Annotated in this window: 29 protein-coding genes and 1 pseudogene; 19 read left to right on the plus strand and 11 right to left on the minus strand. The window is 38.2% G+C overall.

The features are described 5' to 3' along the window. The first annotated feature begins 310 nt into the window (after nucleotides 1-310). The 9 genes from ACVRZD_RS04110 to ACVRZD_RS04150 all read left to right on the plus strand — a co-directional run bounded on the left by ACVRZD_RS04110 (nucleotide 311) and on the right by ACVRZD_RS04150 (nucleotide 7070). The gene (locus ACVRZD_RS04110) at nucleotides 311-640 is read left to right on the plus strand and encodes a hypothetical protein (protein WP_037624792.1); all 330 of its coding nucleotides are present in this window, start codon (nucleotides 311-313) and stop codon (nucleotides 638-640) included. Nucleotides 641-655: 15 nt separating this feature from the next. Next, nucleotides 656-1051, plus strand: coding sequence for an acetyl-CoA carboxylase biotin carboxyl carrier protein subunit (locus tag ACVRZD_RS04115; RefSeq protein WP_037624795.1), 396 nt, complete (start codon nucleotides 656-658; stop codon nucleotides 1049-1051). Nucleotides 1052-1078: 27 nt separating this feature from the next. Then, complete coding sequence (locus ACVRZD_RS04120; RefSeq protein WP_037624796.1) at nucleotides 1079-2200, plus strand: sodium ion-translocating decarboxylase subunit beta; 1122 nt, start codon at nucleotides 1079-1081, stop codon at nucleotides 2198-2200. Nucleotides 2201-2223: 23 nt separating this feature from the next. Further along, the gene (locus ACVRZD_RS04125; RefSeq protein ID WP_037624799.1) at nucleotides 2224-2352 is read left to right on the plus strand and encodes an OadG-related small transporter subunit; all 129 of its coding nucleotides are present in this window, start codon (nucleotides 2224-2226) and stop codon (nucleotides 2350-2352) included. 71 nt (nucleotides 2353-2423) lie between these two features. Next, entirely contained in the window at nucleotides 2424-2729 is a 306-nt protein-coding gene (gene citD, locus ACVRZD_RS04130; RefSeq protein ID WP_037624801.1) for a citrate lyase acyl carrier protein, read from the plus strand. Continuing rightward, complete coding sequence (gene citE / locus ACVRZD_RS04135) at nucleotides 2717-3604, plus strand: citrate (pro-3S)-lyase subunit beta (protein WP_037624803.1); 888 nt, start codon at nucleotides 2717-2719, stop codon at nucleotides 3602-3604. The genes citD and citE overlap by 13 nt, the downstream gene beginning before the upstream one ends. Beyond that, entirely contained in the window at nucleotides 3604-5127 is a 1524-nt protein-coding gene (gene citF, locus ACVRZD_RS04140) for a citrate lyase subunit alpha (RefSeq protein WP_037624805.1), read from the plus strand. Before citE ends, citF begins: the two co-directional genes overlap by 1 nt. Next, nucleotides 5120-5677 carry a citrate lyase holo-[acyl-carrier protein] synthase gene (gene citX, locus ACVRZD_RS04145; protein WP_037624806.1) on the plus strand — a complete coding sequence of 186 codons (558 nt, stop codon included), beginning with the start codon at nucleotides 5120-5122 and terminating at the stop codon, nucleotides 5675-5677. The genes citF and citX overlap by 8 nt, the downstream gene beginning before the upstream one ends. 1 nt (nucleotide 5678) lies before the next feature. Continuing rightward, nucleotides 5679-7070 carry an oxaloacetate decarboxylase subunit alpha gene (locus tag ACVRZD_RS04150; RefSeq protein ID WP_037624808.1) on the plus strand — a complete coding sequence of 464 codons (1392 nt, stop codon included), beginning with the start codon at nucleotides 5679-5681 and terminating at the stop codon, nucleotides 7068-7070. A gap of 39 nt (nucleotides 7071-7109) precedes the next feature. On the opposite strand, the gene ACVRZD_RS04155 is transcribed toward ACVRZD_RS04150, so the two are convergent. After that, nucleotides 7110-8747: a phosphoenolpyruvate carboxykinase (ATP) gene (locus ACVRZD_RS04155; RefSeq protein WP_037624810.1), complete on the minus strand. Its 1638-nt coding sequence runs from the start codon at nucleotides 8745-8747 to the stop codon at nucleotides 7110-7112. Nucleotides 8748-8931: 184 nt separating this feature from the next. On the opposite strand from ACVRZD_RS04155, the gene ACVRZD_RS04160 reads away from it, so the two are divergent. The 5 genes and pseudogenes from ACVRZD_RS04160 (at nucleotide 8932) to ACVRZD_RS04180 (ending at nucleotide 11007) form a co-directional block, all read left to right on the plus strand. After that, on the plus strand, nucleotides 8932-9276 hold the full coding sequence (locus ACVRZD_RS04160) for a PadR family transcriptional regulator (protein ID WP_037624812.1): 345 nt from the start codon (nucleotides 8932-8934) through the stop codon (nucleotides 9274-9276). 2 nt (nucleotides 9277-9278) lie between these two features. Further along, on the plus strand, nucleotides 9279-9977 hold the full coding sequence (locus tag ACVRZD_RS04165; RefSeq protein ID WP_447450289.1) for a hypothetical protein: 699 nt from the start codon (nucleotides 9279-9281) through the stop codon (nucleotides 9975-9977). A gap of 42 nt (nucleotides 9978-10019) precedes the next feature. Further along, nucleotides 10020-10148, plus strand: a pseudogene (locus tag ACVRZD_RS04170) (CHAP domain-containing protein); the annotation flags it as partial. Nucleotides 10149-10353: 205 nt separating this feature from the next. Further along, nucleotides 10354-10503, plus strand: a complete 150-nt coding sequence (locus ACVRZD_RS04175) for a 6-phosphofructokinase (RefSeq protein WP_155274929.1) — start codon at nucleotides 10354-10356, stop codon at nucleotides 10501-10503. Between the two features lie 171 nt (nucleotides 10504-10674). Beyond that, a complete protein-coding gene (locus tag ACVRZD_RS04180) occupies nucleotides 10675-11007 on the plus strand; it encodes a hypothetical protein (protein ID WP_155274930.1) in 333 nt (110 codons plus the stop codon). 31 nt (nucleotides 11008-11038) lie between these two features. Here ACVRZD_RS04180 and ACVRZD_RS04185 read toward each other — a convergent pair whose 3' ends face one another. Next, nucleotides 11039-11398, minus strand: coding sequence for a helix-turn-helix domain-containing protein (locus ACVRZD_RS04185; protein WP_447450290.1), 360 nt, complete (start codon nucleotides 11396-11398; stop codon nucleotides 11039-11041). A gap of 169 nt (nucleotides 11399-11567) precedes the next feature. Here ACVRZD_RS04185 and ACVRZD_RS04190 point away from each other — a divergent pair, with 169 nt between their 5' ends. After that, complete coding sequence (locus tag ACVRZD_RS04190) at nucleotides 11568-11759, plus strand: helix-turn-helix domain-containing protein (protein ID WP_447450309.1); 192 nt, start codon at nucleotides 11568-11570, stop codon at nucleotides 11757-11759. 74 nt (nucleotides 11760-11833) lie between these two features. On the opposite strand, the gene ACVRZD_RS04195 is transcribed toward ACVRZD_RS04190, so the two are convergent. Further along, a complete protein-coding gene (locus ACVRZD_RS04195) occupies nucleotides 11834-12169 on the minus strand; it encodes a hypothetical protein (protein ID WP_037624818.1) in 336 nt (111 codons plus the stop codon). Between the two features lie 23 nt (nucleotides 12170-12192). Then, nucleotides 12193-14466 carry a Xaa-Pro dipeptidyl-peptidase gene (locus ACVRZD_RS04200; RefSeq protein ID WP_037624819.1) on the minus strand — a complete coding sequence of 758 codons (2274 nt, stop codon included), beginning with the start codon at nucleotides 14464-14466 and terminating at the stop codon, nucleotides 12193-12195. A 118-nt stretch (nucleotides 14467-14584) separates the two neighbouring features. Here ACVRZD_RS04200 and gla point away from each other — a divergent pair, with 118 nt between their 5' ends. Continuing rightward, nucleotides 14585-15433 carry an aquaglyceroporin Gla gene (gene gla, locus ACVRZD_RS04205; protein ID WP_037624821.1) on the plus strand — a complete coding sequence of 283 codons (849 nt, stop codon included), beginning with the start codon at nucleotides 14585-14587 and terminating at the stop codon, nucleotides 15431-15433. An 81-nt stretch (nucleotides 15434-15514) separates the two neighbouring features. Here gla and ACVRZD_RS04210 read toward each other — a convergent pair whose 3' ends face one another. After that, nucleotides 15515-16432 (minus strand): sulfite exporter TauE/SafE family protein, encoded by a 918-nt coding sequence (locus ACVRZD_RS04210; RefSeq protein WP_037624971.1) that lies wholly within the window; start codon nucleotides 16430-16432, stop codon nucleotides 15515-15517. Between the two features lie 110 nt (nucleotides 16433-16542). On the opposite strand from ACVRZD_RS04210, the gene ACVRZD_RS04215 reads away from it, so the two are divergent. Further along, nucleotides 16543-17295 (plus strand): CppA family protein, encoded by a 753-nt coding sequence (locus ACVRZD_RS04215; protein ID WP_447450291.1) that lies wholly within the window; start codon nucleotides 16543-16545, stop codon nucleotides 17293-17295. Then, the gene (locus ACVRZD_RS04220) at nucleotides 17292-18218 is read left to right on the plus strand and encodes a serine hydrolase domain-containing protein (protein WP_037624973.1); all 927 of its coding nucleotides are present in this window, start codon (nucleotides 17292-17294) and stop codon (nucleotides 18216-18218) included. The genes ACVRZD_RS04215 and ACVRZD_RS04220 overlap by 4 nt, the downstream gene beginning before the upstream one ends. A 10-nt stretch (nucleotides 18219-18228) precedes the next feature. On the opposite strand, the gene ACVRZD_RS04225 is transcribed toward ACVRZD_RS04220, so the two are convergent. The 4 genes from ACVRZD_RS04225 to pflB form a co-directional block, all read right to left on the minus strand. Continuing rightward, on the minus strand, nucleotides 18229-18618 hold the full coding sequence (locus ACVRZD_RS04225) for a hypothetical protein (protein ID WP_037624823.1): 390 nt from the start codon (nucleotides 18616-18618) through the stop codon (nucleotides 18229-18231). Further along, nucleotides 18615-19019 (minus strand): hypothetical protein, encoded by a 405-nt coding sequence (locus ACVRZD_RS04230; RefSeq protein ID WP_037624826.1) that lies wholly within the window; start codon nucleotides 19017-19019, stop codon nucleotides 18615-18617. The genes ACVRZD_RS04225 and ACVRZD_RS04230 overlap by 4 nt, the downstream gene beginning before the upstream one ends. Nucleotides 19020-19163: 144 nt before the next feature. Further along, nucleotides 19164-19601 (minus strand): GNAT family N-acetyltransferase, encoded by a 438-nt coding sequence (locus tag ACVRZD_RS04235; protein WP_037624828.1) that lies wholly within the window; start codon nucleotides 19599-19601, stop codon nucleotides 19164-19166. Nucleotides 19602-19659: 58 nt separating this feature from the next. Continuing rightward, nucleotides 19660-21987: a formate C-acetyltransferase gene (pflB, locus tag ACVRZD_RS04240; protein WP_037624831.1), complete on the minus strand. Its 2328-nt coding sequence runs from the start codon at nucleotides 21985-21987 to the stop codon at nucleotides 19660-19662. Between the two features lie 204 nt (nucleotides 21988-22191). Here pflB and dinB point away from each other — a divergent pair, with 204 nt between their 5' ends. Beyond that, the gene (dinB, locus tag ACVRZD_RS04245; protein WP_037624833.1) at nucleotides 22192-23286 is read left to right on the plus strand and encodes a DNA polymerase IV; all 1095 of its coding nucleotides are present in this window, start codon (nucleotides 22192-22194) and stop codon (nucleotides 23284-23286) included. Between the two features lie 22 nt (nucleotides 23287-23308). Here dinB and ACVRZD_RS04250 read toward each other — a convergent pair whose 3' ends face one another. Further along, complete coding sequence (locus ACVRZD_RS04250) at nucleotides 23309-23788, minus strand: hypothetical protein (RefSeq protein ID WP_037624835.1); 480 nt, start codon at nucleotides 23786-23788, stop codon at nucleotides 23309-23311. Between the two features lie 79 nt (nucleotides 23789-23867). After that, on the minus strand, nucleotides 23868-26297 hold the full coding sequence (gene recD2, locus ACVRZD_RS04255; RefSeq protein ID WP_037624837.1) for an SF1B family DNA helicase RecD2: 2430 nt from the start codon (nucleotides 26295-26297) through the stop codon (nucleotides 23868-23870). Nucleotides 26298-26509 lie beyond the last annotated feature (212 nt).

Below are 26509 nucleotides of genomic sequence, written 5' to 3' on the forward strand. Positions count from 1 at the left end.
TATAAAATTATTTAGTAAACAAAATAAAAAAGATAGTTATACCTGTGTTTCATGAATAATAATTTATGATTTTCTGAAAAATGCTACACCATCAGTGTAAATGAAAGCGTTTAAAAAAGGAAGGCGTTTTTTCATAAAAAACACTAAAAAAACAAAATTCAAACAGTTTAATGTTTTTTCTAAACTGTTGTAAAAAATTATTAAATGGTAATTGGAAAGAACACTAAAAAGCCATTAGATGAGAAAAAATCATATTATAATAGTAAGCGAGCCGATAGTTTTAAAACTATTGTTGAGAAAGGAGGCACCTATGGGCTTATTTCAGCGACTATTTAGTAAGTCAGAAAAAAAGAATCACTCACCTAATATGGTTGATTCCAATGAAAGTCAGCACATAACTGATGAATGGGAAAAGTTACCTTCCTATATTGCAGTTAGTGAGGAAGAGTATTCGATTGTTAGTCTTATTGCCACTGCAATTGCAGCCGGTGACAAGCCTGATAGCCAATTTGTCATTAAAAAAATAATGAAGAGAAACCCAGAAGTTGTAAAGGTTTCACTGATTACTTCAAGCTTAGCAGCTAGTGAAGTAATGGATAGTCAATTTAAAATAAAAGCAATTTACCAAAAAGCATATTAAAAGGAGACATGACACATGTTACGTAAATTTAAGATTACAATTGATGGAAAAGAGTATCTAGTTGAAATGGAAGAGATTGGTGCAAGTCCAGCTCCGACACCTGTAGCACCTCTTGTAGTACCACCTATTGAAGCTCCAGTCGCTGTAACGCCAGAAGCAGAACCAACTCCAGCTCCTATATCCTTAGCACCAGCAGGTGGTGATGCGATACCATCACCAATGCCAGGTACTATTCTTAGAACCTTGGTTAATGTTGGTGACACAGTTGTAGAAAACCAACCACTCATGATTTTAGAAGCTATGAAGATGGAAAATGAAATTGTTGCAAGTAAAGCAGGGACAGTAGTGGCAATTCATGTTACACAAGGACAAGTTGTTAATGCTGGTGACGGCTTAATTACAATTCATTAATAAGTAAACTGTGAAAGGAAGTGTCAAGTGGAAACTTTAATTCAAGGAATTACATCAATTACCATCCCGCAAGTTGTGATGATGATTATTGGTGGTGTGTTAATGTATTTAGGCATTAAAAAAGAATATGAACCAACTTTACTCGTTCCAATGGGATTAGGAACCATCTTAGTAAATTTCCCAGGAACAGGAGTCTTAACACAGGTTGTTAATGGTGTCGAACAAGAAGGTGTCTTTGATGTCCTCTTTAATATTGGTATTGGGACAGAATTGTTTCCTCTGCTGATTTTTATTGGAATTGGGGCAATGATTGACTTTGGTCCGCTCTTACAAAATCCATTTATGTTGCTCTTTGGAGCGGCAGCTCAATTTGGTATTTTCTTTGTTGTTGTCGTTGCCGTTATGGCAGGTTTTGATATTAAAGAAGCAGCTTCTATTGGTATTATTGGAGCAGCAGATGGACCAACCTCTATCTTTGTCGCTAACCAATTGGCTCCGAAATTATTAGGACCAATTACGGTAGCTGCCTATTCTTATATGGCTTTGGTTCCAATTATTCAACCATTCGCGATTAAATTAGTAACTACTAAAAAAGAACGTAAAATTAGAATGCATTATAAAGCTGAGAGCGTTTCAAAATTAACTAAAATATTATTCCCAATTGTTATCACTTTTGTCGCTGGTTTTATTGCGCCAATTTCACTACCACTTGTTGGTTTCTTGATGTTTGGTAATTTACTACGTGAGTGTGGCGTTCTTGATCGTTTATCATTCACAGCACAAAATGAATTGGTTAATATTGTCTCAATTCTTCTTGGTTTGACTATTTCTGTTAAAATGCAAGCTGACTTGTTCTTAAACTTCCAAACATTAATGATTATCCTATTTGGTTTGGTAGCCTTTATTATGGACTCAATTGGGGGTGTCGTTTTTGCTAAGATTCTAAATATCTTCCGTAAGGAAAAAATTAATCCTATGATTGGTGCAGCAGGTATCTCTGCATTTCCGATGTCAAGTCGTGTGATTCAAAAAATGGCAACGGATGAAGACCCACAGAACTTTATCTTAATGTATGCTGTTGGAGCAAATGTTTCAGGACAGATTGCCTCTGTTATTGCAGGAGGCCTCTTACTAGCATTCTTTAGCTAAACAAATAGGAAGAGGAATAGATTATGAATATGGAACATTTAACCATGGCTTTTGAGCTCATGGGTGTTGGTATGGCAGGTGTCTTTATTGTATTAGGAATTTTATATGCTGTTGCAGAAATTCTAATCAAAGTCTTGCCCGCTGAAGATTAAAATAAGAAAAAAGACGACACTTCTTGATGTGAAGACAGTGCCGCCTACTGAATAACTAATGAGGTGAAATTATGGATATTAAGCAAACTGCAGTAGCAGGAAGCCTAGAATCTAGTGATATCATGGTAACAGTCAGTCCTGCTACTAGTGGCATCCAGATTGATTTAGAAAGTAGTGTTGAAAAACAATTCGGTCGTCGTATTCGTCAATTAATAGAGGAAACTATTAAAAACTTACAAGTTGAAAATATTGCTGTTCAAGCAGTAGATAAAGGAGCTTTAGATTGTACCATTCAAGCACGTACAATTGCAGCGGTTCACCGTGCAGCTGGTCTTGACCAATACAATTGGAAGGAGATTGATTCATGGAACGTTTAAGAAGAACAATGATGTTTGTCCCTGGAGCAAATGCAGCCATGCTTCGTGATGCCCCACTTTATGGAGCTGATTCAATCATGTTTGACTTAGAGGACTCGGTGTCATTAAAAGAAAAAGATACTTCTAGAACCTTAGTTCACTTTGCATTGAAAACTTTTGATTATAGCAATGTTGAAACGGTAGTTCGTGTTAACAGTCTTGATACAGTCGGAGCACTCGACATTGAAGCTGTTGTCCTTGCTGGTGTTAACGTTGTCCGCCTTCCAAAGACAGAAACAGCTCAAGATATTATTGATGTTGAAGCTGTTATTGAGCGTGTTGAACGTGACAATGGCATCGAAATTGGTCGTACCAAAATGATGGCCGCCATTGAATCAGCCGAAGGAGTTCTTAATGCAAGGGAAATTGCAAAAGCTTCAAACCGATTAATTGGTATTGCATTGGGTGCTGAGGACTATGTTACAAACATGAAAACACGTCGTTACCCTGATGGACAAGAGCTCTTCTTTGCCAGGAGTATGATTCTCCATGCAGCTCGCGCGGCTGGAATAGCGGCGATTGATACCGTATACTCAGATGTCAATAATCCAGAAGGGTTCCAAAATGAAGTGCGACTCATCAAACAATTAGGATTTGATGGTAAGTCTGTTATCAATCCTCGACAAATTCCGTTAGTTAATGAAATTTATGCACCAAGTGACAAAGAAATACAGAATGCTAAAGAAGTTATTTGGGCAATCCGTGAGGCTGAAAGCAAGGGCTCAGGTGTTATTTCACTAAAAGGGAAAATGGTTGACAAACCGATCGTTGAACGTGCTGAGCGTGTCATTATGTTAGCTAAGGCTGCAGGCTTAATGACTGAGGAGGAGTTATAATGGTTGACAATAAAGTAAAATGTGATATTCCTCAAAAATATGCTGATCAATATGGTGTGTTTGAAGGAGAATTAGCTCATATCAAAGATTATGTTGAAGCAAGTCGTCGGATTAAACCAGGTGATGAAAAGTTGCTTTTGTCGATTCGAGAAGCTATTGAAAAGACTGGTTTAACAGACGGAATGACAATTTCCTTTCATCATCATTTCCGTGAAGGTGATTATGTGATGAATATGGTCCTTGCAGAAATTGCTGCAATGGGGATAAAAAATATTTCAATTGCGCCAAGTTCGATTGCTAACGTTCACGAGCCTATAATTGAGCATATCAAAAATGGTGTTATCACAAACATTACATCATCAGGTTTACGTGATAAAGTCGGCGCAGCGATTTCCTCAGGAATTATGGAAAATCCGGTAGTCATTCGTTCTCATGGTGGTCGTGCCCGTGCAATTGCGACTGGAGATATTCATATTGACATCGCATTTTTAGGTGCTCCAAGTTCAGATGCTTATGGAAATGCAAATGGTACAAAAGGGAAGGCGACTTGTGGCTCCCTTGGTTATGCCATGATTGATGCCAAGTATGCTGATCAAGTCGTTATTATTACGGATACCTTGGTGCCCTATCCAAACACACCAATTTCAATTCCACAAACAGATGTTGATTATGTCGTTGTTGTTGATGCTATTGGCGACCCAGAAGGGATTGCAAAGGGGGCAACACGCTTCACTAAAAATCCGAAGGAACTGCTGATTGCACAATATGCTTCTGAAATCATTACAAACTCTCCTTATTATAAAGAAGGATTCTCTTTCCAAACAGGAACAGGTGGTGCTTCACTAGCTGTAACACGCTACATGCGTGAACAAATGATCAAAGATGGTATTAAAGCAAGTTTTGCACTTGGTGGGATTACTAATGCTATGGTTGAATTATTGGAAGAAGGCTTAGTTGAAAAAATTCTTGATGTGCAAGATTTTGACCATCCATCAGCAATTTCTTTAGATAAAAATAGTCAACATTATGAAATTGATGCCAATATGTATGCTTCACCATTGAGTAAGGGATCAGTTATCAATCAATTAGATACCTGTGTATTATCAGCATTAGAAGTAGATACAGACTTCAATGTCAATGTGATGACTGGTTCAGATGGTGTTATCCGTGGCGCATCTGGCGGTCACTGTGACACTGCCTTCGCTGCTAAGATGAGTTTAGTGATTGCCCCATTGATTCGAGGACGCATTCCTACCTTTGTTGATAAAGTAAATACAGTTATTACTCCGGGGACCAGTGTTGATGTCATTGTAACAGAGGTTGGGATAGCTATAAATCCTAATCGTCCAGACCTTGTTGACCACTTTAAATCATTGAAAGTTCCCCAATTTACTGTTGCCGAGTTAAAAGAAAAAGCTTACTCAATTGTGGGACAACCAGACGCTATTGAGTACGGTGATAAGGTAGTTGCCTTGATTGAATATCGTGATGGCAGTATCATTGATGTGGTACGAAATGTTTAAGGAAGAACTATTTAATGGGGAAAAAGTCAGCTTAGATGAGATGCTAAGGGCGCGTGAAATGAGAAGTTATCGACAATTCAGCCTGCTCAAAGATCATCCTAAAAAAAGTCTCTTATCAGTGACAATGAATATTCCTGGTGCTGTGAAAAGCTCTGACTTGCTAGAAAAAGCATTTCTAACAGTAGTCGATCAAATCCAAGATAGCTTGGGCTCTCAAGCCATTGGCTTTGAGAAAACTGTCTTTCAAAAAACTGGTCCTGAGTATTATTGTTTGACTGACTTAAGTGCTCAGCTATTAAAAGAAAAAATGATCGCCATTGAAATGGCTAGTCCAATTGGAAGGTTAATGGATCTTGATGTGCTTTGGTGGAATGAGGACCACCTGGCAACAATTAGTCGAAAAGACTTGGGGCTTGAGGCACGGCAATGTTTTATTTGTTCAGCTGACGCTAAGGCTTGCGGGCGATCTCGTAAACATAGTGTTTTAGAGATGCAAGAAAAAATTGCCCAACTGCTTGCCTCGCAATTATCTAATTTGAAGGAGGAATGAAATGGCAAAAATCCGTGTAACGGAAACTGTTCTTAGGGATGGCCAACAAAGTCAAATTGCTACTCGGATGACAACAGAACAAATGTTACCAGTTTTAGAGCAGCTTGATAATGCCGGCTACCATGCACTTGAAGTTTGGGGTGGTGCAACATTTGATGCTTGTTTGCGCTACCTTAATGAAGACCCATGGGAAAGATTACGTACCATTCGTAAAGCCGTCAAAAATACTAAGCTACAAATGTTATTACGTGGCCAGAATATTTTAGGTTACCGCAACTATGCTGATGATGTGGTTCGAGAATTTGTTCAAAAATCCATTGAGAATGGCATTGATATTATTCGCATCTTTGATGCTTTGAACGACCCAAGAAACTTACAAACAGCAGTAGCAGCAACTAAAGAATTTGGTGATCATGCACAAGTGGCCATATCTTATACTACTAGTCCTGTCCACACTGTTGACTATTTTGTGCAATTAGCAGAAGAATATGCAGAGCTTGGTGCAGATTCAATTTGTATCAAAGATATGGCTGGTGTATTAACACCACAAACAGGTTATGATTTAGTAAAAGGGATTAAAGCAAAAATTGATCTTCCCTTAGAAATTCATACCCATGCAACGGGTGGCATTTCAGAAATGACCTATTTGAAGGTAGCTGAGGCTGGTGCCGATATTATTGATACAGCAGTATCATCTTTTGCAGGTGGCACTAGCCAACCGGCGACGGAATCTGTCGTAATGGGTCTTGAAGACTTAGGTTTTGATACTGGACTTAATCTGAAAGAAGTTGAGGAGGTTGCTAGCCACCTCAATACTGTTCGTGATCATTTCCGTTCAGAAGGCTTACTTAATCCAAAAGTTAAAGATATTGAACCTAAAACCTTGATCTATCAAGTACCTGGTGGCATGTTATCGAATCTTCTTAGTCAATTATCCGAACAAGGTTTAGATGACAAGTACGAAGAAGTTTTAGCAGAAGTACCTCGTGTTCGTGCTGACCTAGGCTACCCACCATTAGTAACACCTTTATCGCAAATGGTTGGTACACAAGCCTTGATGAACATCATTTCTGGAGAACGTTATAAGATCGTTCCTAATGAAATCAAAGACTATGTTCGAGGCTTATATGGTGAATCACCGGCACCACTGGCAGAAGGAGTAAAAGAAAAAATTATTGGTGATGAGGAAGTGATGACAATCAGACCTGCTGATTTGATTGCACCGCAATTACCAAAATTACGTGAAGAGATTGCCCAATATGCAAGATCCGAAGAAGATGTCTTAAGCTATGCTTCATTCCCAAAACAAGCAAAAGATTTTTTGGGACGTCGTGAAGACCCATTCTACGATGTACCTGTTCAAGAAGTTAACGTCACAATTGATATTGACTAAAAAAACTTAGGTAGTTAATCTACCTAAGTTTTTTTGTCTTTAAGATAATTGCTTAATAATGGTTTCTAATTTGGAGATACTCTCAGCTAATAAGGAATTATCTTTTTCAGAAGTTTGAAATTCTTTGAGATAGTTCAATCGGAAAGCCATCCGATCTTTTAATAATGCTAAGTAGTGAGAATCCTTCTCATCAACAATAAAATCTTCTAAGTCAAGATAAGAGAATTCAGGTAGATGGGTAAACGCTTTAAAATTTGCCCTACCATCAACTAATTTTTCAATACAAGACAGAGTAACCTCTTTACTGATTTTAGTATTTAAATAAGAACCAGTATTGATGATATAGGCTTCAACCCCTGAGGCGAATAAGTCATGGAATTTCTCAAAATCTTCAATCAACGGATAAATCCGGAATGGGTTAGCATAAGGTTCAATGACTAGTTTTCCTAAATCGCCACTGGCGTTTTCAGCATTGGACCGTTTTGTCATCAGTGTGCAACCAAATGCTGAAGCAAGGGTTGGATGACTTATTTTTACAAGAGGAGGCAGTGATTCATCTTTCATAATCCAAAAGATGGCTGAGATTGGTTCGTGAATGGCATCAACACGATCAGGAGTAGAATAACGTGATTTAACGGTTCGGCCATTTCCGTTTCGGATATCCTCTGTAACTAGAACACGTTGTCCTTTTTTATTTAAAGTAACACCACAATTTTGGACAGTGAGAAAATAATCTTGTTCAGGATGGCCGACAGGATAGTCATTTGTTTTATCGAAGTAAGCAGGTTCCAAAGCAACAGCAGAACCATCTTTTGTTGAAATAACAAAGGCATCATCATGGAGAACTTGGATTTGATAGTTATTATCATGTTTAGCATGGGTTAGTGTAGATTTACCAGAACCAGATAAGCCAAAGAAGGAGGCTACATACAAGTTATCATCTTTTCTAAATTCTTTAAGGCCACCATGACAAGCTACGAAATTATTGCGAGCAGCAGTTGCCCAAGCTAAGGTCAGGGTTCCTTTTTTAATTTCTCCAAAATAATTCATCCCCAAAATTGCTGCTACGTTCTGCTTGGTATCAAAGTAAGCTAAGCCGTCTGGATAGTTTTCATTTTTCCAATCAGGATTGAAATAAATATAAATATCATTTTCGTCATAGGGCAGTGACTGATCCAAAATATCTTGATAACTTTCATTAAGTATTTGAAAATTTAGTAACCAAGAGTACATATTGTTAATTTCTGTTTCTGGCATCATAATATGTGCTTTAAGCATAAACTGCTTATCCAGTCCAACAAGTGATTGCCCTGAAATGAATGGTTTAAAACTAGACTGATAAATATCCTCACGAAGAAGTGTCTCAATGAAGGTATCTTCCTCAGGTGACTGCCCTTTTATACGTCTGGCCTTAGCTGTCCTTCCAACAACAGCTCCGCCATTTGCTACAATGACATGTGTATCCTCATCCAAATCTAACTCTTTAGCATGTTTGATTTTTTGATCCAAAACAATTGTATTTGGCGCAGAAGAAGCCAACTGATAAGCTTCTTTTAACGAACTTATAGCTTTTACGTTATTACCGAAAAAAGCCGTTTCAATAATGGTTTTACAAGATGAAAAATGGGGATTTTGTGCAGTTATCATCTCATTTTGATAGTATCCAATAGTTGCCATAGTATACCTCCTGTGTTTATAATTACCCTTATTCTAACAGATGTAAACGCATACAACAATAAAAATCTGTGAAAAAGAACACAAATAAACCAAACAATTTCTCTTGACAAGCAGACTAACTTGCAATACAATATAGTTAATTAAAGGTAACTTGTATTACAAGGTAGTAAAAGAGGTGTTTAACGTGATTCCGTCACAAATGTTAAAGGGCTTATTGGAAGGTGCCATATTGGAAATTATTAGGCAGGAAGAAACCTATGCTTATGAGATTTCGAAAAAATTAGAAGCCTATGGCTTCGGCACGGTTTCCGAAGGAACCATTTATCCGATTATTTTGAGATTGCAGAGCGGCAAGGCCATTGAAGGTATAGCTAAACCGTCTCCGCAAGGCCCAAAACGGAAATATTATAGTTTAACAGAGACTGGCTTACAGCAATTAGCAGACTTTAAAGATAATTGGCTGTCGCTTAGCTCTGCGATTAATCAACTCCTAAGTCATGAAAAAAGCGATTTGAGCGAGGTAGAATGAAGATGAACAAAGTCAAAGCACTACAAAAGGAAAATAATAAATTAGAAAAAGCTATTATGGAAGCCTATTCCCAAGATTACACCAATATGATTGTCTATCTGCGCGGGGCTAAAATAAATGAGTTTCATCAAGAGGAAATTCGTAATGATTTGATCACGTTACTCCTGGAAGGTCAAAAGCGTGGCGACAGTTTAGAAGATATTTTTGGTCAAGACAAACAGGCTTTTATTGATGATGTGATTGCTTCGGTGCCAAAAATGACAAGAAAAGAAAGCATTTTAAACACTCTCGATTTATTATTGTTGTTAGTTTTCATTTTCTTAGTAATTTTTTTAGCAGGAGATATCCTAACTTATATTTTAGAAGGTCTTGTCAACCATAACCATCCAACACTTAGGATGACCATTAGCTGGCTAGACTTAGCTACAATGTTACTAACCATTACTGTTTCAATTGCTATAGTAGAAATGATTGTCAAAGGAACCTATACCCTATCTGACAAGGTCATGAGAAGACGATTTATCTTCTTTTGCATTCTTAGCATTATTCCAATTTTTTGTCTTTCCTTCATCATGCCGTCGCTTAATAGAGATATTATTCAAGGCCCCATTTGGTATTACCTTCCGTTATGTGGATTGCTAGCGTTGGCTAAGTTTGCGGTCAGCTCATACCTTGATAAGACCTACAATAGACCATTATAAGAGAAAGCCCTAGCTTAAGCTCGTGTAAGCCGCATTATATGGCACGTGGCCATTGTCAAAGGCACCGTCCTTATCTCAGAATCCAACTGCATGGGCCTAGGCGTCATTTCCTACCACACCTTCACAGCAGCACAAGCCAGCCAACTGACATATGTGGTTGGGGAGAAGTAAGAAAAATAAAGCATTTCCTTTTGGCAGTGCTTTTTGACTGGTTTCTTGTCAGTTGAGGTGGAAGTTGGATTGTAATCTTTCTTAGAAGGTTTTTTTCTGCCCCAAATTGCCTTATTTTTTGCACAAAGTTTCGGAGATTCATTTTTTATTTAGGGTATACTGTTGTCAGGTAAGATAAGAAACTATAGGAAAAGAAGGCTTTCAAATGACAAAGCTAACAAGGGTTAAACTACTCTCCCTTGCGACACTCTTGTTCTTTACAGCACTAGACACTAGTTTTCGGGCACCTGTTGATGCTCAAGAAAGAGCAAAGACCACTGCTACTAGTCACCAGCAAACAAAGCAGTCAAGCTAAACAAACAATGGCTCAATAACTGGAAGAGGCAGATAAAGAAGCTCAGCCAATTTATAAAAACTACATAGCTTGTGAACTGAAATAAATCGTATCAAATCGACAAGATTTTCTGCTACAGAATCAACCTATCTCGTTAATCTCAGGAAATTGGAGAGTCGGAATAATGCTCTGTTGAAACGTTTTTATTTGGCTGGTAGCGACAAAAGTTGGTCTAGTACCGAGGAAGTCAAGGATTTGGTTCAGGCATGCCCCCTATCTAATGAGGTTAAAGTTTGTTTCATTTCTTATTTTAACTTGGCAAGTGCTTTTCAAGATAGATTGAATAGTAATTATGCAGCATTTTATCAGACAACGGTTGAACAAAATTTACAATTGAAAGTTTTGAACAGGAAAGCGAAAGCAATTTATAAAAAATTTGGCATTACTCAAGAAAAACTAACTGTCTATTATAGTCAACTTGATAAAAAAGCTGATAAAATGCTGATATACACACTTTTTCTATAGGACAAAAAAAGAGGACTAGCTCCTCTTTTGTTTACTCTGATTCTTGATTTTGTTTCTCTAATAATTCTTCTCCGTAATTCAATAGTTTTTGAAACAAAGGAGGTTCCAGTTGTTCTGAGATCATTTGAATGTCTTGAAGGTGTCGCTCGGGCAGGGGATAGTTTTGGCGAGCTTCTAAATCAATTGCCGTCAGTTCATCTAAAGTAACTTTGAAGAGACTGGCAATATTAAAAAGAATTTCTTGCTTTGGTGAGTATTTGCCTTTTTCCCATTCACTGATTGAGGAGGCACTTTTTCGGCCAAGGTACACAGCAAGTTCTAATTGATCCATATTATTTTTTAATCTAAGGTATTTTAAATTTCGAGCAAAGAGACTTTTTTGTCCTGACATTTTTGACCTCCAACTATTTCTAAAACATATCATATCATAAAGCACCTAGAATCGGAAGTTTTTGAAAAAAATTTCTAAAAAAGACTTGACTTCATAAAAACCGAAGTCTATAATATAGATATCATATTTTTTTAATAAATAACAAGTAGGAGGTCAACTATTGTCACAAATGTCTTTGAAATCCTTGCGATTAGCCAAAAAAATGACACAAGAAGAGTTAGCCCATCAAACTGACATATCAGTTAGAACGATCGCGCGCTATGAAAAAGATGTAGCTGTTCTCCGAAGAGCTAAGTATGAGAAGTTAAAAGCCATTGCGGAAGAGTTATCAGTTTGTGTTGATGATATTTTTTTAGGCTAAACTTCGGAATTTATGAAAAACTCTCTCTTTTCTTTATTATAATAAATCAGGTACCTCAATTGAGGTACCTGATTTTAGTTTAGTAGGCTATTTGCTAAGGAATGTTTCCAATCCTTGATTGCATCCCAGTTGAGTGCAAAATCAAAATCCTTTAAGTTAATCTGAGCATCAACTTGTTGATTGACAACTTTAATCATCAAAACTGTTTCTTCCAAACTTTGACCAAAATACCAAAAGTAGACTTGGTCGGTTTGAGCCTCTGATAAATCAGCAAGAATAACTTCTTTGACTTGCTCTAAACTGGCAAGGTCTGTATTGAAAATTTTTCCATAGTCATGGTCGGTCAATAAATCGACTTGGTACCAGAAGTGGAAGCTATTGCCATAATTTTCCTTTGCGACTTGTTTCATATCTCTCTCCACTATTTCTAAAATTATCTCGGTAAGCTTAGTTTAGAGGAAGCTAAGTCAACTGTCAACTGATAGTCATCGTTATCACGCACAGTGTGTTCAAAGTCTGTTGTATAAAGGATAAGACGTAACTGATTTCCTTTATGGAATTGGTAAATACTTGGTTGCAAAGCAAATTGGATAGTCATCCATTGATCAGGAACAATCTCCTCAATTTTCAAAAGGTCAGCCCTATTTTGCAAGTTGATAACCCCTTTAGAAACAACTCGATAATCAGTTGGGGCAAAAGGCAACTCCTTAAGATCTTCACGCGCAAAGTTTTGCCCATTATCTATGCTTCTGAGCTCTAAGACTGCTGGTAGATCACCATGGCGTTTTGCTTTTCCATAGTCCAATAGCTGAGCTGACAAAAGTCCTTTATTGGATGAAGATTTCAGTTTCAAGTCCAAAGTAACTGGACCATTCATCAGTAGATCCTCTTCCAAAGTGAGGTCAATGTGGACTTGATTGGTCTTCCCTAAGAATAAACGACTCTTAAAGGCTCTGAAATCCTTAGCATAGGCTGTAAATTCATCTTTTGGATAACTATTATCTATAGTAGCTAAATTGTCTCCCAGAGGTAACTGGAGCTTGTCTGAGCCACCAAATTGCTCCAAAGTCTGCCAACTTTGCTCTGACTTGTTATCTTGCCAAATAACTATTGGTAAGTGATAATCATTATTGACATCTAAAAGTTTTTGACAGAGTAAGGCATTCATACTTTCTTTAAAGTCGATGGATTGCCAATTATGCAAGTAAACATGTTGTCCCTGATGTAGGAAGAGGTGTTTCTGGACAGAAGCAGGAAGGGCATTGAAGATAGTGTAGACTTGTTTTGGTTTGACATTCCAGTCTTGTAAACCATGGGTATAAACTACGTCACACTTAGTCTTATGCGCATGTGGTAGGTAGTTGCGGTCATGCCAATATTGGTTGTAGTCGCCACTGGTGCGGTCTAAGGCTTGCGATTGCACGGCTAACATGGCTTGGTACTTGTCTTTCTGACGGAGGTAGTCGCCTGCCCAGAGGCTTCGGCTGTAGGTTAATTCTGTCAGGACATCTAAATCTTCCCCCGGGTAGCCGCCAGGGCTGCAAACCAAGCCATTTTCTCGATAGTAGTCATACCATGATGAGATGCCGGCCTCAGCTATGATAAGTTTCAATCCATCAATTCCGGTGGTTGCCAGCCCGGTAGACATGGTCCCCAGATAGGATTTACCAGTGGTTGCCACGTAACCATTTGACCAAGTGGCAAGGACATAGCTGTCTCGCTTGTGACTAGCAAAGGCCTTAGCTCTGCCATTTAGCCAATCAATAACGGCCTTAAAGCTTTCAATTTGTAGGTAATCACCACTTGTCATGAAGCCATCAGAACCGGCAGTGCCCACGCCTGAGACATAAATGTTAGCAAAGCCACGCGCCAGCATGTAGTCATTGAGAGTATAGGAATCAATGTAGGAGAAGCTTTCTTGACTGCCTGTGATTGGGAGGGCTTGGACTGAAATTGCGACCTTGTTAATTGGTTTGTCTTGACAAGTGATTTCCTTTGTTTCCTTGACAGTAAGTTGACCTTCCATTTTATAGAGTTTCTTGTCATTAGCGACCTCATTAATCCCTTGATGGTAAGGGCTGGCCGTCATCATGCTTGGGATTTTATGGTTGGTTTTAGGTCTGATAATGTTGACCTTGATTAAGTCTGTTTGACCGTCTTGGTCGGTATCAATCGGAGCTTCGACATAGACAATCTCACGAATTAAATCATTGGTATCAAAAGTAGCCAGTGATTTCCCGTTAAAGTAGTGGTAATCATTGTCCATTGGTAGAAAACCTTGACTAATCAACTGATCAATCAACGTCATCCCATTTTTTTGCCTTGTGGCCAATAGCTGGTGCAGATTGGTCAAAAATTGATCCTGCTTATAGGTGATTGGGAAGTCAAGCTGACTAAGGAATTGGTCCAAGACAGTGAAATCCATGCCAGGTACGAATTCAAGGACTTGCAGTGCCCCATAATAAAAAATGTCCGCAGTAAGCTCGGCATCTGATTGAAAGAATGATTGTAAATCAGTGTCTGAGTCTGCTAATAAGAGGGAAAATTGATAGTCTTTATCTGGTTGGTGACAATAGTAAGTTGCTAAAAAGACGTTGAAGGCTTCTTTATTTGACATTTCCTTAGTAATTGGAAATCCCAAGTCTGATAATTCTGACAAGGCCTGCTCATTTGTTACGGGAATATAAGAAAATTGATTATATTTCATGATTCTAGTCTACCTCCAAGTAAACGTTTTAATTACTTATACAAGCTTTACATTGTCTATTATACTTGATAAAATGGTACTTGTCTAAATTAATATAAATAGGAGGATTTTGTAACTAATGGAAATTACATGGGCTGTGAAGTACATCACAGAATTTCTTGCGACTGCTTTATTACTTATTCTTGGTAATGGATCTGTTGCAAATGTTGACTTAAAAGGAACTAAAGGCTATAATTCGGGTTGGATTATTATTGCTTTTGGTTATGGATTTGGGGTTATGATGCCTGCCTTAATGTTTGGTAATATTTCTGGTAACCACATTAACCCAGCCTTCACTTTTGCACTTGCTGTATCAGGGTTATTCCCTTGGGAACATGTTGCTCCTTATATCATTGCGCAATTTTTAGGTGCTATTTTTGGTCAATTAGTCGTTGTTGGTGTTTATGGTCCTTATTTCCGTAAAACTGAAAATCCAAATCCGATTTTGGGATCGTTCTCAACTATCTCAGCACTGGATGACGGATCTGTTGAAAGCCGCAAGCCATCACTTATAAACGGTTTTGCAAACGAGTTTGTTGGATCATTCGTTCTTTTCTTTGGAGCAATGGCCTTGACTAAAAACTTCTTTGGTTCAGAATTAGTCGGTAAACTAGTTGCCACTGGTTTTGATAAAACAGCAGCTGAAACACAAGTAGCCCCATTCATTTCAGGCTCACTTGCAGTAGCTCACCTAGGCATCGGTTTCTTGGTTATGACCTTGGTAGCGTCATTAGGTGGACCAACAGGTCCTGGTCTTAACCCTGCACGTGATCTAGGTCCACGTCTTGTTCATCATTTCTTACCAAAATCAGTTTTAGGTCAAGCAAAAGGTGATTCAAAATGGTGGTATGCATGGGTACCGGTTGTAGCTCCAATCCTAGCTGGTATTGTTGCAGTAGCACTATTCAAATATCTTTACATCAAATAATAAATCAAAAGAAGGCATCTTGTCTTCTTTTTTTGTATATAAAAAAAGTAGATCTGCCTAGCATTTCTACTTTTGAATATGTTATGACTCAACTTCAACTAATCCTTGAAGTTTTTCGTGTTTTCTAGAGGCAATTGATGACCGGATTAGCATAACTCCTGTAAAGATAACGATAATAACAACCAACTTTTTGAGATTGTTGATATCGAGATTGGTCAAGAAAAAGACAGCTAAGAGAACGCCGATACAGCCTCCGATGACCACACCAGCAAATCCAGTCCAGGAAACACGATCACCTTTGATAAATTGACGGCTTGAAGCAGTCATAATCATGGCAGCATCTAACATCATAACCGGCATAGCAACTGCAGGGCTAAGCCCCATTAGTGAGAAGAAAATTAACTCAGGAGCGTAATTGCCAAGCCCCATTGTCATTAGGACACCAATAGCAAAGTTAAAGGCGATACCAACAAAAAGCCAGATGCCATGAAGCCCATGTTGTGAATGGGCGATATCTGATCCGGGGTTGGTAATCATTCTAAAAGTCATAATGACGGATGCTAGGATCAGAAGGCTCCCTAGTATGGCCTGGACTGTCGGTGTATGCCAGTTTTTGGTGATTTTTGTGCCAAAGTAAGCCCCAAGAAAGGCTGCGCCAGCCATTGATACCAAAGTCAACACTTCAACTTTGATAACAAAGATAAAGCAAAGGGACTGAATCAAGACGGGTAAAACGTGGGCTGCGGTCATTGTGCCGGGAAGCTTGCTGTCGTCTTGGACCAATTTGGTCATTTTGAAGAGGGTCGTTGTTGTCGCAAAAGAGCCGATACCAAGTGTGTCCAGTGCATCTGTGACAAGGCCAATCCAAAAACCAGTAAAAAATCGTTTGAAAGGATTGATGTGATATGCTTTCAGGTGATGGCCAAGGGTGACAAAAATAAAAAGCATTGCTAGAATTAGCAAAACTTGAATTAGATGGAGAATTAAGTTTTCATTCATGAGTAATAGTTTACAAAAAAAAATCAGTTTGGTCAATTGGCTAATTAGCGCATAATTTCTTGTCAAATGACCATTTTTTGTCTATAATAACAGAGGATTAGGAGGATTTCATGACATTATTAAAGAATGTAAGCTTTATTACTCCGGTAGTTAGAGTCAATAATCGTCAAGTTAATATCGATTTTTATAAAGAAAGTTTAGGCATGCGATTGGTTTCTGAAGAAAACGCAATTGCTATTTTTTCATCATATGGACAAGGCAAGGAACGCTTTGTCATTGAAGAATCACCATCAGTTCGTACACGCGCCGTTGTTGGACCAAAGAAACTGAACACAATTGTGATTAAAACTAGTGATGCCAGTGCTATTCAAAGCCTTTTGGCAAATGGAGCTAGTGTTGATACCTTATTTAAAGGAACAAATGGCTACGCCTTTGAGACAGTTTCCCCAGAAGGAGACCGTTATTTGTTGCACTCTGAAAATGATATCAGCCAATTAGAAGTTGCTGACATGCCAGAATTAACAGCAGATGCCAGCTTTAAAGGATTACCAGATTTCACCTTTGAAACAATTGTTTTAAATGTAGCGGATCAAGATAAGGCAAAGGCATTCTATCAAGAGACCTTCCAAGGGCAATTACCAATTGATATTCAATTTATGGCTGCTGAAGGTCCCGATCTAGCAATTGAACCACAAATTGCTTGGGATCTAGAAATTATTGAAATGGCAGTGCCAGCTGAGATGGATTTGGCAGCTTACAAAGAAGAACTTGAAGCAAAAGGCCTTGACGTTTATCTTGATAAAAAAGAAAAAATATTAGTTGTTAGTGATTTAAGTAAAATTGAATTATGGTTTACCAAATGAGAAAAGAACTGTTTCAATTAATTGAGCAACAGATTCAAGCAAAAGAATATCATGGGGCTACTTTAGCCCTTTTTGAGCAGGGAAAATGGCAAGAGTACTACATTGGTACCACTGATGGGGAATACCCTACAAAGCCCGGCTTAGTCTATGATTTAGCCAGTGTTTCTAAGGTTGTTGGTGTCGGGACTATTTGCATTGTGATGATTAATAGCGGAGCTTTGGACTTAGATGCTTCTTTAACCACTTACTATCCTGCATTTCATGATAAGTGTGTGACGCTGCGCCAGCTATTGACTCATACCAGTGGACTAGATCCCTACATCCCAAATCGGGACCAACTGGATGCTACCCAATTAAAAGAAGCTATGAATCAGTTGACTGTTACTGAGGATAAGACTTTTCGTTATACGGATGTCAACTTCCTATTACTTGGCTTTATGCTGGAAGAAGTGACAGGGAAAAGTTTGGATCAGCTTTTTGCGGAAGACATTTTTGAGCCTTTTGGGATGACTGAAACGACCTTTGGACCAAGAGCAGAAGCAGTTCCAACAGTTAATGGCGTCCATGATGGTCTGGTTCATGATCCTAAAGCAAGAGTTTTAGGGAAGCATTCAGGATCTGCGGGTCTTTTTTCTACTGTAAATGATATGAAGCAGTTGCTCAACCACTATATGGCAGATGACTTTGCTTCTCAATTGTTTTGTAATTATAGCCAGCAAAAAAAAGAACGCTCGATTGCATGGCGTTTGGAAAAAGATAATTGGCTAGACCACACAGGCTATACTGGTCCTTTCATTATGTTTAATGATAAAAAGCAAGCCGCCATCTTTTTAACCAATCGCACCTATGATAAAGATGACCGAGCGCATTGGATTCAAGTCCGTGATTTGGTTATGCAGGCCATTAAAGATAGTTTTAAATAAGCCTTCCTGCTTAGGAAGGCTTATTTGTTTGTTGCGGTCTCACACCATTCAAAGCTATCAGATGTAGTAACTGGAGCATAACAAAACATAAATTGCAATAAAAGTAGACATCGTAGGGATGCGGAGAGGAAAACATTAATATCAGGCAAGGAATGATAAAAAGGAGCAATAACTTATATTGCCTTTTCAAGTGAGCTCGCATAATTTGACTGATTTGATGGTAATTTGTAGGCTTATTTTTATAATGAACTGTTCCAAAATAAACAATCATATAAAAGATGCCCGTCATGAATTGCAAGAGAAAAATAGAAACTAGAGATACCTTAAGGTAAAAGCCAATCAAGGTAGTAATACTAATGGTGATAAGGGTTGATAGTAATGCTTTTTGTGATGTTTTCATGACTGCTCCTTTTTAATCTTTTTTGCTACTGGAGCTTTGTACCCATTGATGGCCATAATGTGGATGAATTGGAATAATGCTAGAGAAAAAGTACAAATGCTATAAGTATCGTAGGGCTGATAAGGACGGCCGATATGAAAAAAGATCTGGACAACTATTAGGACTATTATTATTTTGTATGGCATTTTTAGGTGAGTTGCCATGTTGGTCAATATAGCTTTCACATTGGTTGGTTTGCTTTTATTGTCAACCGTGCAATAATAAACAATAATATATAGAAAGATTGTCATGGCTTGTAAAAACAATGCAGAAAATAGGTAAATATGGAGACTTGTAGCTATTATCAGATTACAAGCTATTACAAAAAGTGATGACATAATGGTTCTAGTAGAATGTGACATCATTTCTCCTGTTTAATCTTTTTCTTCTTATTATACCATCTTTATGATATTACATTAATATTATTTTGGAAATTAGTGATATGATAAGCCGGTCTTTACTTCATAAAAAAGCTCATCTTCATTTGAAAAGATGAGTTGTTGTTTTTAGAGATTTTTTGTCATGGTTTGATGATCAATTCCTGCTTCTTGGAAAATATCTCCTTGCGAGATAAATCCTAGTTTATCATAGAAGGGTTTGGCACTTAGTTGTGCATGTAGTTCCATCGTTTTGAAGCCTTGCTTTTTGCAGTAGGTCATGGTTTCTTGCATGAGGAATTGGCCCAATTTTTGACCTCTGTAGTTGTCGAGCACAGCCATTCGTTGTAGGGTGACTTGTTTCATCTGCTTGTCTGGGAGAATGCGGCAAGTTGCGCAAGCTATGTCTTTGTCGTCGTAGGCGACAAAGTGTAGGCAGAGTGCCTCCTTGTCATCAATTTCAATGTCCAGGGGAACGCCTTGTTCTTGAACGAAGACTTTTTCTCTAATTTGTATGGCATCAATATAGGTTGGTGAGAGGGTATCTCGGCTTTGTCTTATTATCATACCTTTATTTTAACGAAAAAAAAGACATTGTCAATTGACAACATCTTTTTGTGAGTGATTATTTGCTTCTAACTTCTGTTACAGCATCATCCATTGACAGAACTTCGTGGAAGACACGGTGAGTTAATTCAGCTTTTTGTTCAGGTGTAAGGTATTTAGTATTTACGCAGTATCCAGAGATACGAACGATAACATCTTCGCCACTCATGATTTTGTCGTAAACTTCTTTAAGGTCCATTACGTTCAAGTTAACGTGTTGTCCACCGTTTTCGAAGTAGCCATCAAGAACAGTTACTAAGTTATCAACTTGTTCGTCAAATGTTTTACCAAGTGCGCGTGGTGAAACTTGAGTAGTCAATGAGATACCATCGTTAGCGTGTGAAAAGTCAAGTTTAGCTAATGAGTTCAAGTTTTGTAACCAACCACCTTTGGCTTTGTTAGATGGGTTAGCACCTGGTGAGAAGAATTCAACTTTACTTGTGTTAGTTGTTCCATCTTCATTTAAGAATACACCACGGTGAACTGGAGAGTTACCAGTTTGTTTAGAGTAAGCAACGTTTGATGTGATTGTAAGAAGTGAAACTGAAGCTTCTGCGTTCTTGTAAAGTTTGTGGCTTGCTAGACGTGAATGGTAAGCTTCCATCAACCATTTAGCGATATCATCAACACGGTCATCATCTTCACCGAAGCGTGGGAATTCACCAGTTACTTCATAGTCGTAGATGTAGCCATTTTCGTCGCGGATAGTTTTAACTGTAGCATATTTGATTGCTGACAACGTATCAACAGTATTTGCGAAACCACAGATACCGAATCCCATGTTAGCACGTTGTTTACTTGGCAAGAAAGCCATTTGAACCGCTTCGTAGTTATATTTATCAGTCATGTAGTGGATGATATTAAGGGCATCTACATAAGTGTCTGTCAACCAGTCAAGGGATTTTTCGAAGTTAGCCATAACGTCATCGTAGTTAAGGATTTCAGAAGTGATTGGTTCAACAACATTAAATACTTTGTAGTCTCTATGAACATCGTCGTAACCACCGTTAAGGCCTGTAAGTAGAGCTTTAAGAACGTTAACACGTGCACCGAAGTATTGGATGTTATGACGTTGGTCTTCGTTTTCTGGGTCAAGTGGAGATACACAACATGAGATACATGACATTTCGCCGTATCCCTCTTTAGCCATAGTTGTAACACCTTCATATTGGATTGAAGAGTGTTTATGACTCATTGTCATACAATAGCGACGGAAAGTATGTGGTAATTGGTCAGTCCAAAGAACTGTTAAGTTTGGTTCTGGGGAGTTACCGATGTTATCAAGAGTGTTCAAGAAACGGTAGTCCATTTTAGTAACACGGTGACGACCGTCGTTACCCATACCAGCCATAGATGTTGTGATAAATGTCGGGTCACCTGAGTAAAGTGCATCGTAAGCTTTTGTACGACCAAATTTAACAGTACGTAATTTAAGAACGAAATCATCTACAAATTCTTGGATTTCTGATTCAGTAAATGTTCCACGTGCTAAGTCGCGTTCTGCAAAGATATCAAGAACGATTGGCACCCGTCCAAGAGATGTAGCAGCACCATTGATGACACGACATACAGCCATGAATGCAATGTTAACCCATTGGATGGCTTCTTTAACATTTTCAGCAGGACGACGAACATCAACTCCGTAAAGATCACCAAGTTTAGCAACTTCACCAAGTGCTTGGTATTGTAAATTAATTTCTTCGCGTAAACGGATTGACTCTTCATCAATTTCAGTGATTGAGTTCCAGTCGTTTACTTTTTCTTGCATCAAGTAGTCTGCACCGTAAACAGCAAGACGAGCATAAACACCGATGATACGTCCACGTGAGTAGGCATCTGGAAGACCGGTTACAGTGTGAGCGTGACGTGCGCGACGAATGTTTGAAGTATAGGCCCGGAAGATACCATCATTAACTGTTGTTACATATTTTGTGAAGATTTCATGTACAGCTGGGTCAGGTTCATAGCCATTTTCTTTAAGAGTAGTTTCCGCCATACGGATACCACCTTTTGGCATGAAGTTTAATTTGAACAATTCATCATTTTGGATACCGTAAATAACTTCATTTTCTTTGTCGATATATCCAGCAGGAATCCCAGCGATTGATGAAGGACGAGTATCATACGGGAAGCGAGTTGCTTCATAATTTGCTTTAGTTTCTTCGATTACTTTTTTAATGTGAAGTGAACGTTCAGTTGCTCCAGCTAAGAAAGTTTCGTCACCATCATAAGGTGTGTAGTTAGCTTGAACGAAACGAGAGACACTTGCTTTTTCTTTCCAGTCTGTTCCTTTAAAGCCTTCCCAAGCCTTTTCAAAAACATCTGAGTTAGTTTTTACAGTTGCCATTTATTTTCTCCTTTAAATTCTAGTAACAGTATCTGTTACACTTACAAACATAGTTTATCATACAGGAAACGGTTTCCCAAGCAAATTTCTTGACAAATCTTCAATTCTTTTATAATACAGTTCGAAATAGTCCAAAAATCTGTATTATATGATTAAAATTGAACAGTTTAGTCAATAAAGGTATAATGGTGACAGAGGTATATTATGCTTATTTTCCCACTAATAAATGACACATCACGCAAAATAATCCATATTGACATGGATGCTTTTTTTGCTGCTGTGGAAATTCGTGATAATCCTAGTTTGCATGGGAAAGCAGTTATTATTGCCAGGGACCCTCGTGAAACTGGTGGCCGTGGTGTAGTCTCCACCTGTAGTTATGAAGCAAGGGAGTTTGGTATTCACTCAGCAATGAGTTCAAAGGAAGCTTATGAGCGGTGTCCGCAGGCGGTCTTCATTTCTGGTAATTATGCTAAATATAGGGAAGTTGGTGCTCAGATTCGTCAGATTTTTAAACGGTATACGGACTTAGTAGAACCTATGTCAATTGATGAAGCCTACCTTGATGTGACCGAAAACAAATTAGGTATTAAATCTGCTTTGAAAATAGCAAAGCTGATTCAGCATGATATTTGGACAGAATTGCATTTGACCTGTTCAGCGGGTGTTTCCTACAATAAGTTTCTCGCCAAATTAGCTAGTGATTATAAAAAACCGCATGGTTTAACACTTATTCTTCCTGAGGATGCGCAGCGCTTTCTTTCGGACTTACCAATTGAAAAATTCCACGGTGTAGGTAAAAAGTCAGTAGAAAAACTGCATGAAATGGGTGTATACAAAGGGGAAGAGTTGCTACTTCTGACAGAGATGACCTTAATCGACCAATTTGGTCGTTTTGGATTTGACCTCTACCGCAAAGCCAGAGGGATTAGTCAATCACCAGTGAAACCTAATCGGATTCGAAAATCAATTGGTAGTGAACGCACTTATGCAAAGCTCTTATATAATGAGGGGGATATAAAAGCTGAAATTAGCAAAAATAGTAAACGCGTAGCTGATTTAATGGAAAAAAATGATAAGCTCGGAAAGATAGTTATTTTGAAGGTTCGTTACTCTGATTTTTCAACCTTGACCAAGCGTCTTAGTCTAGAAGAATTGACCCGTGATTTTGATGTTATTAATCAAAAAGCGCTTGATATTTTTGATAGTCTTGATGAAAATGACAGCGGCGTGCGTTTATTAGGAGTAACCATGTCAGGACTTGATGATAAGCAACTTGATATTTCTTTAGAGATATAAAAAACGCCACGTGGGCGTTTTTTTATGCGTCTATTTCTTCGCTATTGTCATCAGTTTCTTTGTTGTTTAATGTTTTTGCTTTTGAAAAAGCAAAGTAATAAAGAGTCAAGAAGATTATTTGGATGACTATAGCAACTATTGAAGGTTGCGCAGTAAGGATTGAAATCAAGTTTACAGTTACCAAGCCGAATCCTAATAGGTAGGGTAAAAGTGAAATTTCTAAACGATTTTTAATTTTCTTGTGATTGAGGATACAAAAAACAATGATACCAATTGTTAAAAGTATAGAAAGTACGGAAATGAAGATTGCAAATGGTGACATGGCTTGTTCAATAACGGCAAGTTTCTCAGTGGGAATAGATGATTTGAATTCGTCATTTCCTAGGAAGAGAATCATTAATACCAATCCAATGACTGATAAAATCGCTAGAATGGTATTAAGGACAATAATAAAAATATTTAGTGTTTTAAGTGACTGACGCACTTTTTCATAAGATATCATAAAACCTCCAAAATTTGTATGCAATTAATAATACAACACAAGTATAGCATAGTTTTGCCACTTACAACATAGCAATTACTTATTTTTTAAAAAATTTTTCAAAATCTGCTTCTGTCAGACCGATTAAGGGGTCAATAGTCATCAAATTGTCTAAACTTAAAATAGATGTTTGAGCTATATCAGTAGGGGGCTTGGATGAGGTAGAGGTAACTTCACTTGTAGAACCCACGTCATCAGCAGTAGAACTGATAGATAAAGAGTCTTCACTTTCAGTTTTTTTAGAATTTTCGTGTATTAAGTCTTCTGTTTTGTTTGTGAATCGTTGCACGAGAAAGGTTTTGCGTTTGTCACCTTCATTTTTGATGGCAAAGTCAAAAGCTGAGTACTCTCCCAGTAAAATCAATTTACTCTTAGATCTTGTGACAGCCGTATAAATTAGATTCCGTTGAAGCATCCGCCCACTTTGACGAGTTATAGGTAAAATGACGACTTGGAATTCACTCCCTTGCGATTTATGGATACTCATGGCATAAGCTAACGTGATTTTTAACCATTCGTTTCGAGGATAAGTTACCTCGGAACCATCAAAGTCCATCACAATTTCATCTTGTTTTGATTCGGTGTACTTTGCTGGAACTAGGTCGATAATATAACCGATATCTCCATTAAAAACGTTTAACTGAGTATCGTTAACTAAATGTAAAATTTTGTCCCCTTTTCTGAAACGCATGTCATTAAAGAGAAACTCTGTACGATTGTCTAAAGGATTGAGTAAGTCCTGCATTAATTGGTTGAGATTAGTGATGCCGGCTTGGCCTTTATACATTGGAGCTAAGATTTGAATTTCATCAGCTGGGATACCACTCTTGACTGCTGATGCAACAATTTTGGTGACCATGGTGGGTATGTGTTGTGGCATAGCCTCAAAGTAAGAGCGGTCAGCTTTTTTATCGCGAAAGTCGACTGGTAGTAAGCCTTGTCGCATTTGGTTTGCTAAATTAACAATGGTTGAATCTGTAGACTGTCGGAAAATTTTACGGAGGGCGATTTGTGGTAGACTGCTAATTTTTAATAAGTCAGCTAAGACTTGCCCTGGCCCCACAGAAGGTAATTGATCACTGTCGCCGACTATGACGATTTGTGTGTTAGACGAAATGGCGCCTAATAATTGATTGGCTAACCAAGTGTCAACCATGGAGAACTCATCAACAACAAGTAACTTGCAATCTAAATAATCTTCCATGGCTTGGTAATCATTGTCACCATTTAGTCCAAGGTGTCGGTGGATGGTTGCACTTGGTAAGCCAGTCAGTTCATTAATTCGTCTGGCAGCCCGACCAGTCGGTGCTGCTAAAACAATTGGTAAATCCTTTTTATTTAAATCAATTTGATTGATGCGAGCGTAGGCTTCTAAAATGCCTCTGATAACAGTTGTTTTACCTGTTCCTGGCCCGCCAGTTAGAATGAAAACCTTACTTGTTAAAGCTCGATAAATTGCATCCTTTTGGATTTGATCGTAAGTAATAGCAAAGTCATTTTCGATGGCTTTGATTTCTTTGGCAATCGTTTCTTGCGATGTTTGATTCTCAAAAGGGGTATCAAGCAATCGTTGTAGATGTGACTTGATTCCCTCTTCAGCAGAATATAAGGAGGCATCAAAAATCTTTGTTCCAGCATTATAAACTTTTTGATCAGTAATTAGTTGGCTTAATTCTTGGGCAACTTGTGCAGGATCGCATGCAATTTGGCGAGAATCTTCTAATAAATCAATGGCATAGGCCAGCAAATCACGAGCTTCAATATAGGTATCGCCTTGATTGATAGATTGCTCTAATAAACTGTGGAGAAGTGCAGCTCGGAAGCGTTCGGGTGCAGTATCAGCAATGCCTATTTCTTGAGCTAACTTGTCGGCCATTTTAAAGCCAATTCCTTGAATATCCTCAACAAGTTGATAGGGATTGGATTTAACGCGTTCAACGGCTTCTTCTTTATACTGATCATAAATTTGGAAGGCCATCCGATTAGATAAGCCTAGTTCTACCAGGGCTGCGATAATTTGCTCTGTCCCATAATTGATTCTTAGCTTGGCAACAAAAGCTTCTCGGTTAGCTTTGGAAAATCCATTAATCGTTTCTAATTGGCTTGGGTCTTCTAGAATTTTATCAATGGTATTATCGCCGTACAAGCTGATAATTTTTTCAGCGGTTTTTTTACCAATTCCTTTAAAGTGATCACTTGCAAAGTATTTGATTAATCCTGATCTACTCGGTTTAGCGCGCTGGTAACGGCTAAGTTGAAGTTGTTGCCCATACTTTGGGTGTTGGCTTAGTTGGCCCCAGAATGTGTAATCCTCACCTTCCATGATGTCTGCCATAGTGCCCGTGATGATAATCTCAAACTCATCAAAATCACTATCAGTGTCTTCAATCATAAGCGTTAATATTTTAAAAAAATTGCTACTATTTTCAAAGATGATGCGGTCCACGGTTCCGGAAAAGAAATATTCCATGTCATATCCTTTCTAAGGAAATGCCTAATTTAGAGAGTGGGACAAAAATCAGTAATTTCTTAGAAATTTGATTTTGTCGTCCCACCTCCGCAAAGTTTAGTAGAGCTGTAAAAGTTGATTTTCAACGTATTAGAACCCACTCAACCACTGCCTTACATACATAAATCTATAAAAAAATTGAGACTGAGAACATTTTGTCCCAGACTCCTGAC

It is taken from the genome of Streptococcus hongkongensis (assembly GCF_053206145.1).

What these genes read in the sequence shown, in the direction of transcription:
- ACVRZD_RS04115 (WP_037624795.1), top strand. Translation starts at nt 656, where the DNA reads ATGTTACGTAAATTTAAGATTACAATTGATGGAAAAGAGTATCTAGTT.
- ACVRZD_RS04110 (WP_037624792.1), top strand. Translation starts at nt 311, where the DNA reads ATGGGCTTATTTCAGCGACTATTTAGTAAGTCAGAAAAAAAGAATCAC.
- ACVRZD_RS04200 (WP_037624819.1), bottom strand. Translation starts at nt 14,466, where the DNA reads ATGAAATATAATCAATTTTCTTATATTCCCGTAACAAATGAGCAGGCC.
- ACVRZD_RS04230 (WP_037624826.1), bottom strand. Translation starts at nt 19,019, where the DNA reads ATGTCACATTCTACTAGAACCATTATGTCATCACTTTTTGTAATAGCT.
- ACVRZD_RS04195 (WP_037624818.1), bottom strand. Translation starts at nt 12,169, where the DNA reads ATGAAACAAGTCGCAAAGGAAAATTATGGCAATAGCTTCCACTTCTGG.
- ACVRZD_RS04220 (WP_037624973.1), top strand. Translation starts at nt 17,292, where the DNA reads ATGAGAAAAGAACTGTTTCAATTAATTGAGCAACAGATTCAAGCAAAA.
- ACVRZD_RS04165 (WP_447450289.1), top strand. Translation starts at nt 9,279, where the DNA reads ATGAACAAAGTCAAAGCACTACAAAAGGAAAATAATAAATTAGAAAAA.
- citE (WP_037624803.1), top strand. Translation starts at nt 2,717, where the DNA reads ATGGAACGTTTAAGAAGAACAATGATGTTTGTCCCTGGAGCAAATGCA.
- ACVRZD_RS04150 (WP_037624808.1), top strand. Translation starts at nt 5,679, where the DNA reads ATGGCAAAAATCCGTGTAACGGAAACTGTTCTTAGGGATGGCCAACAA.
- ACVRZD_RS04175 (WP_155274929.1), top strand. Translation starts at nt 10,354, where the DNA reads ATGACAAAGCTAACAAGGGTTAAACTACTCTCCCTTGCGACACTCTTG.
- ACVRZD_RS04125 (WP_037624799.1), top strand. Translation starts at nt 2,224, where the DNA reads ATGAATATGGAACATTTAACCATGGCTTTTGAGCTCATGGGTGTTGGT.
- gla (WP_037624821.1), top strand. Translation starts at nt 14,585, where the DNA reads ATGGAAATTACATGGGCTGTGAAGTACATCACAGAATTTCTTGCGACT.
- dinB (WP_037624833.1), top strand. Translation starts at nt 22,192, where the DNA reads ATGCTTATTTTCCCACTAATAAATGACACATCACGCAAAATAATCCAT.
- ACVRZD_RS04190 (WP_447450309.1), top strand. Translation starts at nt 11,568, where the DNA reads ATGTCTTTGAAATCCTTGCGATTAGCCAAAAAAATGACACAAGAAGAG.
- ACVRZD_RS04155 (WP_037624810.1), bottom strand. Translation starts at nt 8,747, where the DNA reads ATGGCAACTATTGGATACTATCAAAATGAGATGATAACTGCACAAAAT.
- pflB (WP_037624831.1), bottom strand. Translation starts at nt 21,987, where the DNA reads ATGGCAACTGTAAAAACTAACTCAGATGTTTTTGAAAAGGCTTGGGAA.
- citF (WP_037624805.1), top strand. Translation starts at nt 3,604, where the DNA reads ATGGTTGACAATAAAGTAAAATGTGATATTCCTCAAAAATATGCTGAT.
- ACVRZD_RS04185 (WP_447450290.1), bottom strand. Translation starts at nt 11,398, where the DNA reads ATGTCAGGACAAAAAAGTCTCTTTGCTCGAAATTTAAAATACCTTAGA.
- citX (WP_037624806.1), top strand. Translation starts at nt 5,120, where the DNA reads ATGTTTAAGGAAGAACTATTTAATGGGGAAAAAGTCAGCTTAGATGAG.
- ACVRZD_RS04250 (WP_037624835.1), bottom strand. Translation starts at nt 23,788, where the DNA reads ATGATATCTTATGAAAAAGTGCGTCAGTCACTTAAAACACTAAATATT.
- ACVRZD_RS04210 (WP_037624971.1), bottom strand. Translation starts at nt 16,432, where the DNA reads ATGAATGAAAACTTAATTCTCCATCTAATTCAAGTTTTGCTAATTCTA.
- citD (WP_037624801.1), top strand. Translation starts at nt 2,424, where the DNA reads ATGGATATTAAGCAAACTGCAGTAGCAGGAAGCCTAGAATCTAGTGAT.
- recD2 (WP_037624837.1), bottom strand. Translation starts at nt 26,297, where the DNA reads ATGGAATATTTCTTTTCCGGAACCGTGGACCGCATCATCTTTGAAAAT.
- ACVRZD_RS04225 (WP_037624823.1), bottom strand. Translation starts at nt 18,618, where the DNA reads ATGAAAACATCACAAAAAGCATTACTATCAACCCTTATCACCATTAGT.
- ACVRZD_RS04235 (WP_037624828.1), bottom strand. Translation starts at nt 19,601, where the DNA reads ATGATAATAAGACAAAGCCGAGATACCCTCTCACCAACCTATATTGAT.
- ACVRZD_RS04215 (WP_447450291.1), top strand. Translation starts at nt 16,543, where the DNA reads ATGACATTATTAAAGAATGTAAGCTTTATTACTCCGGTAGTTAGAGTC.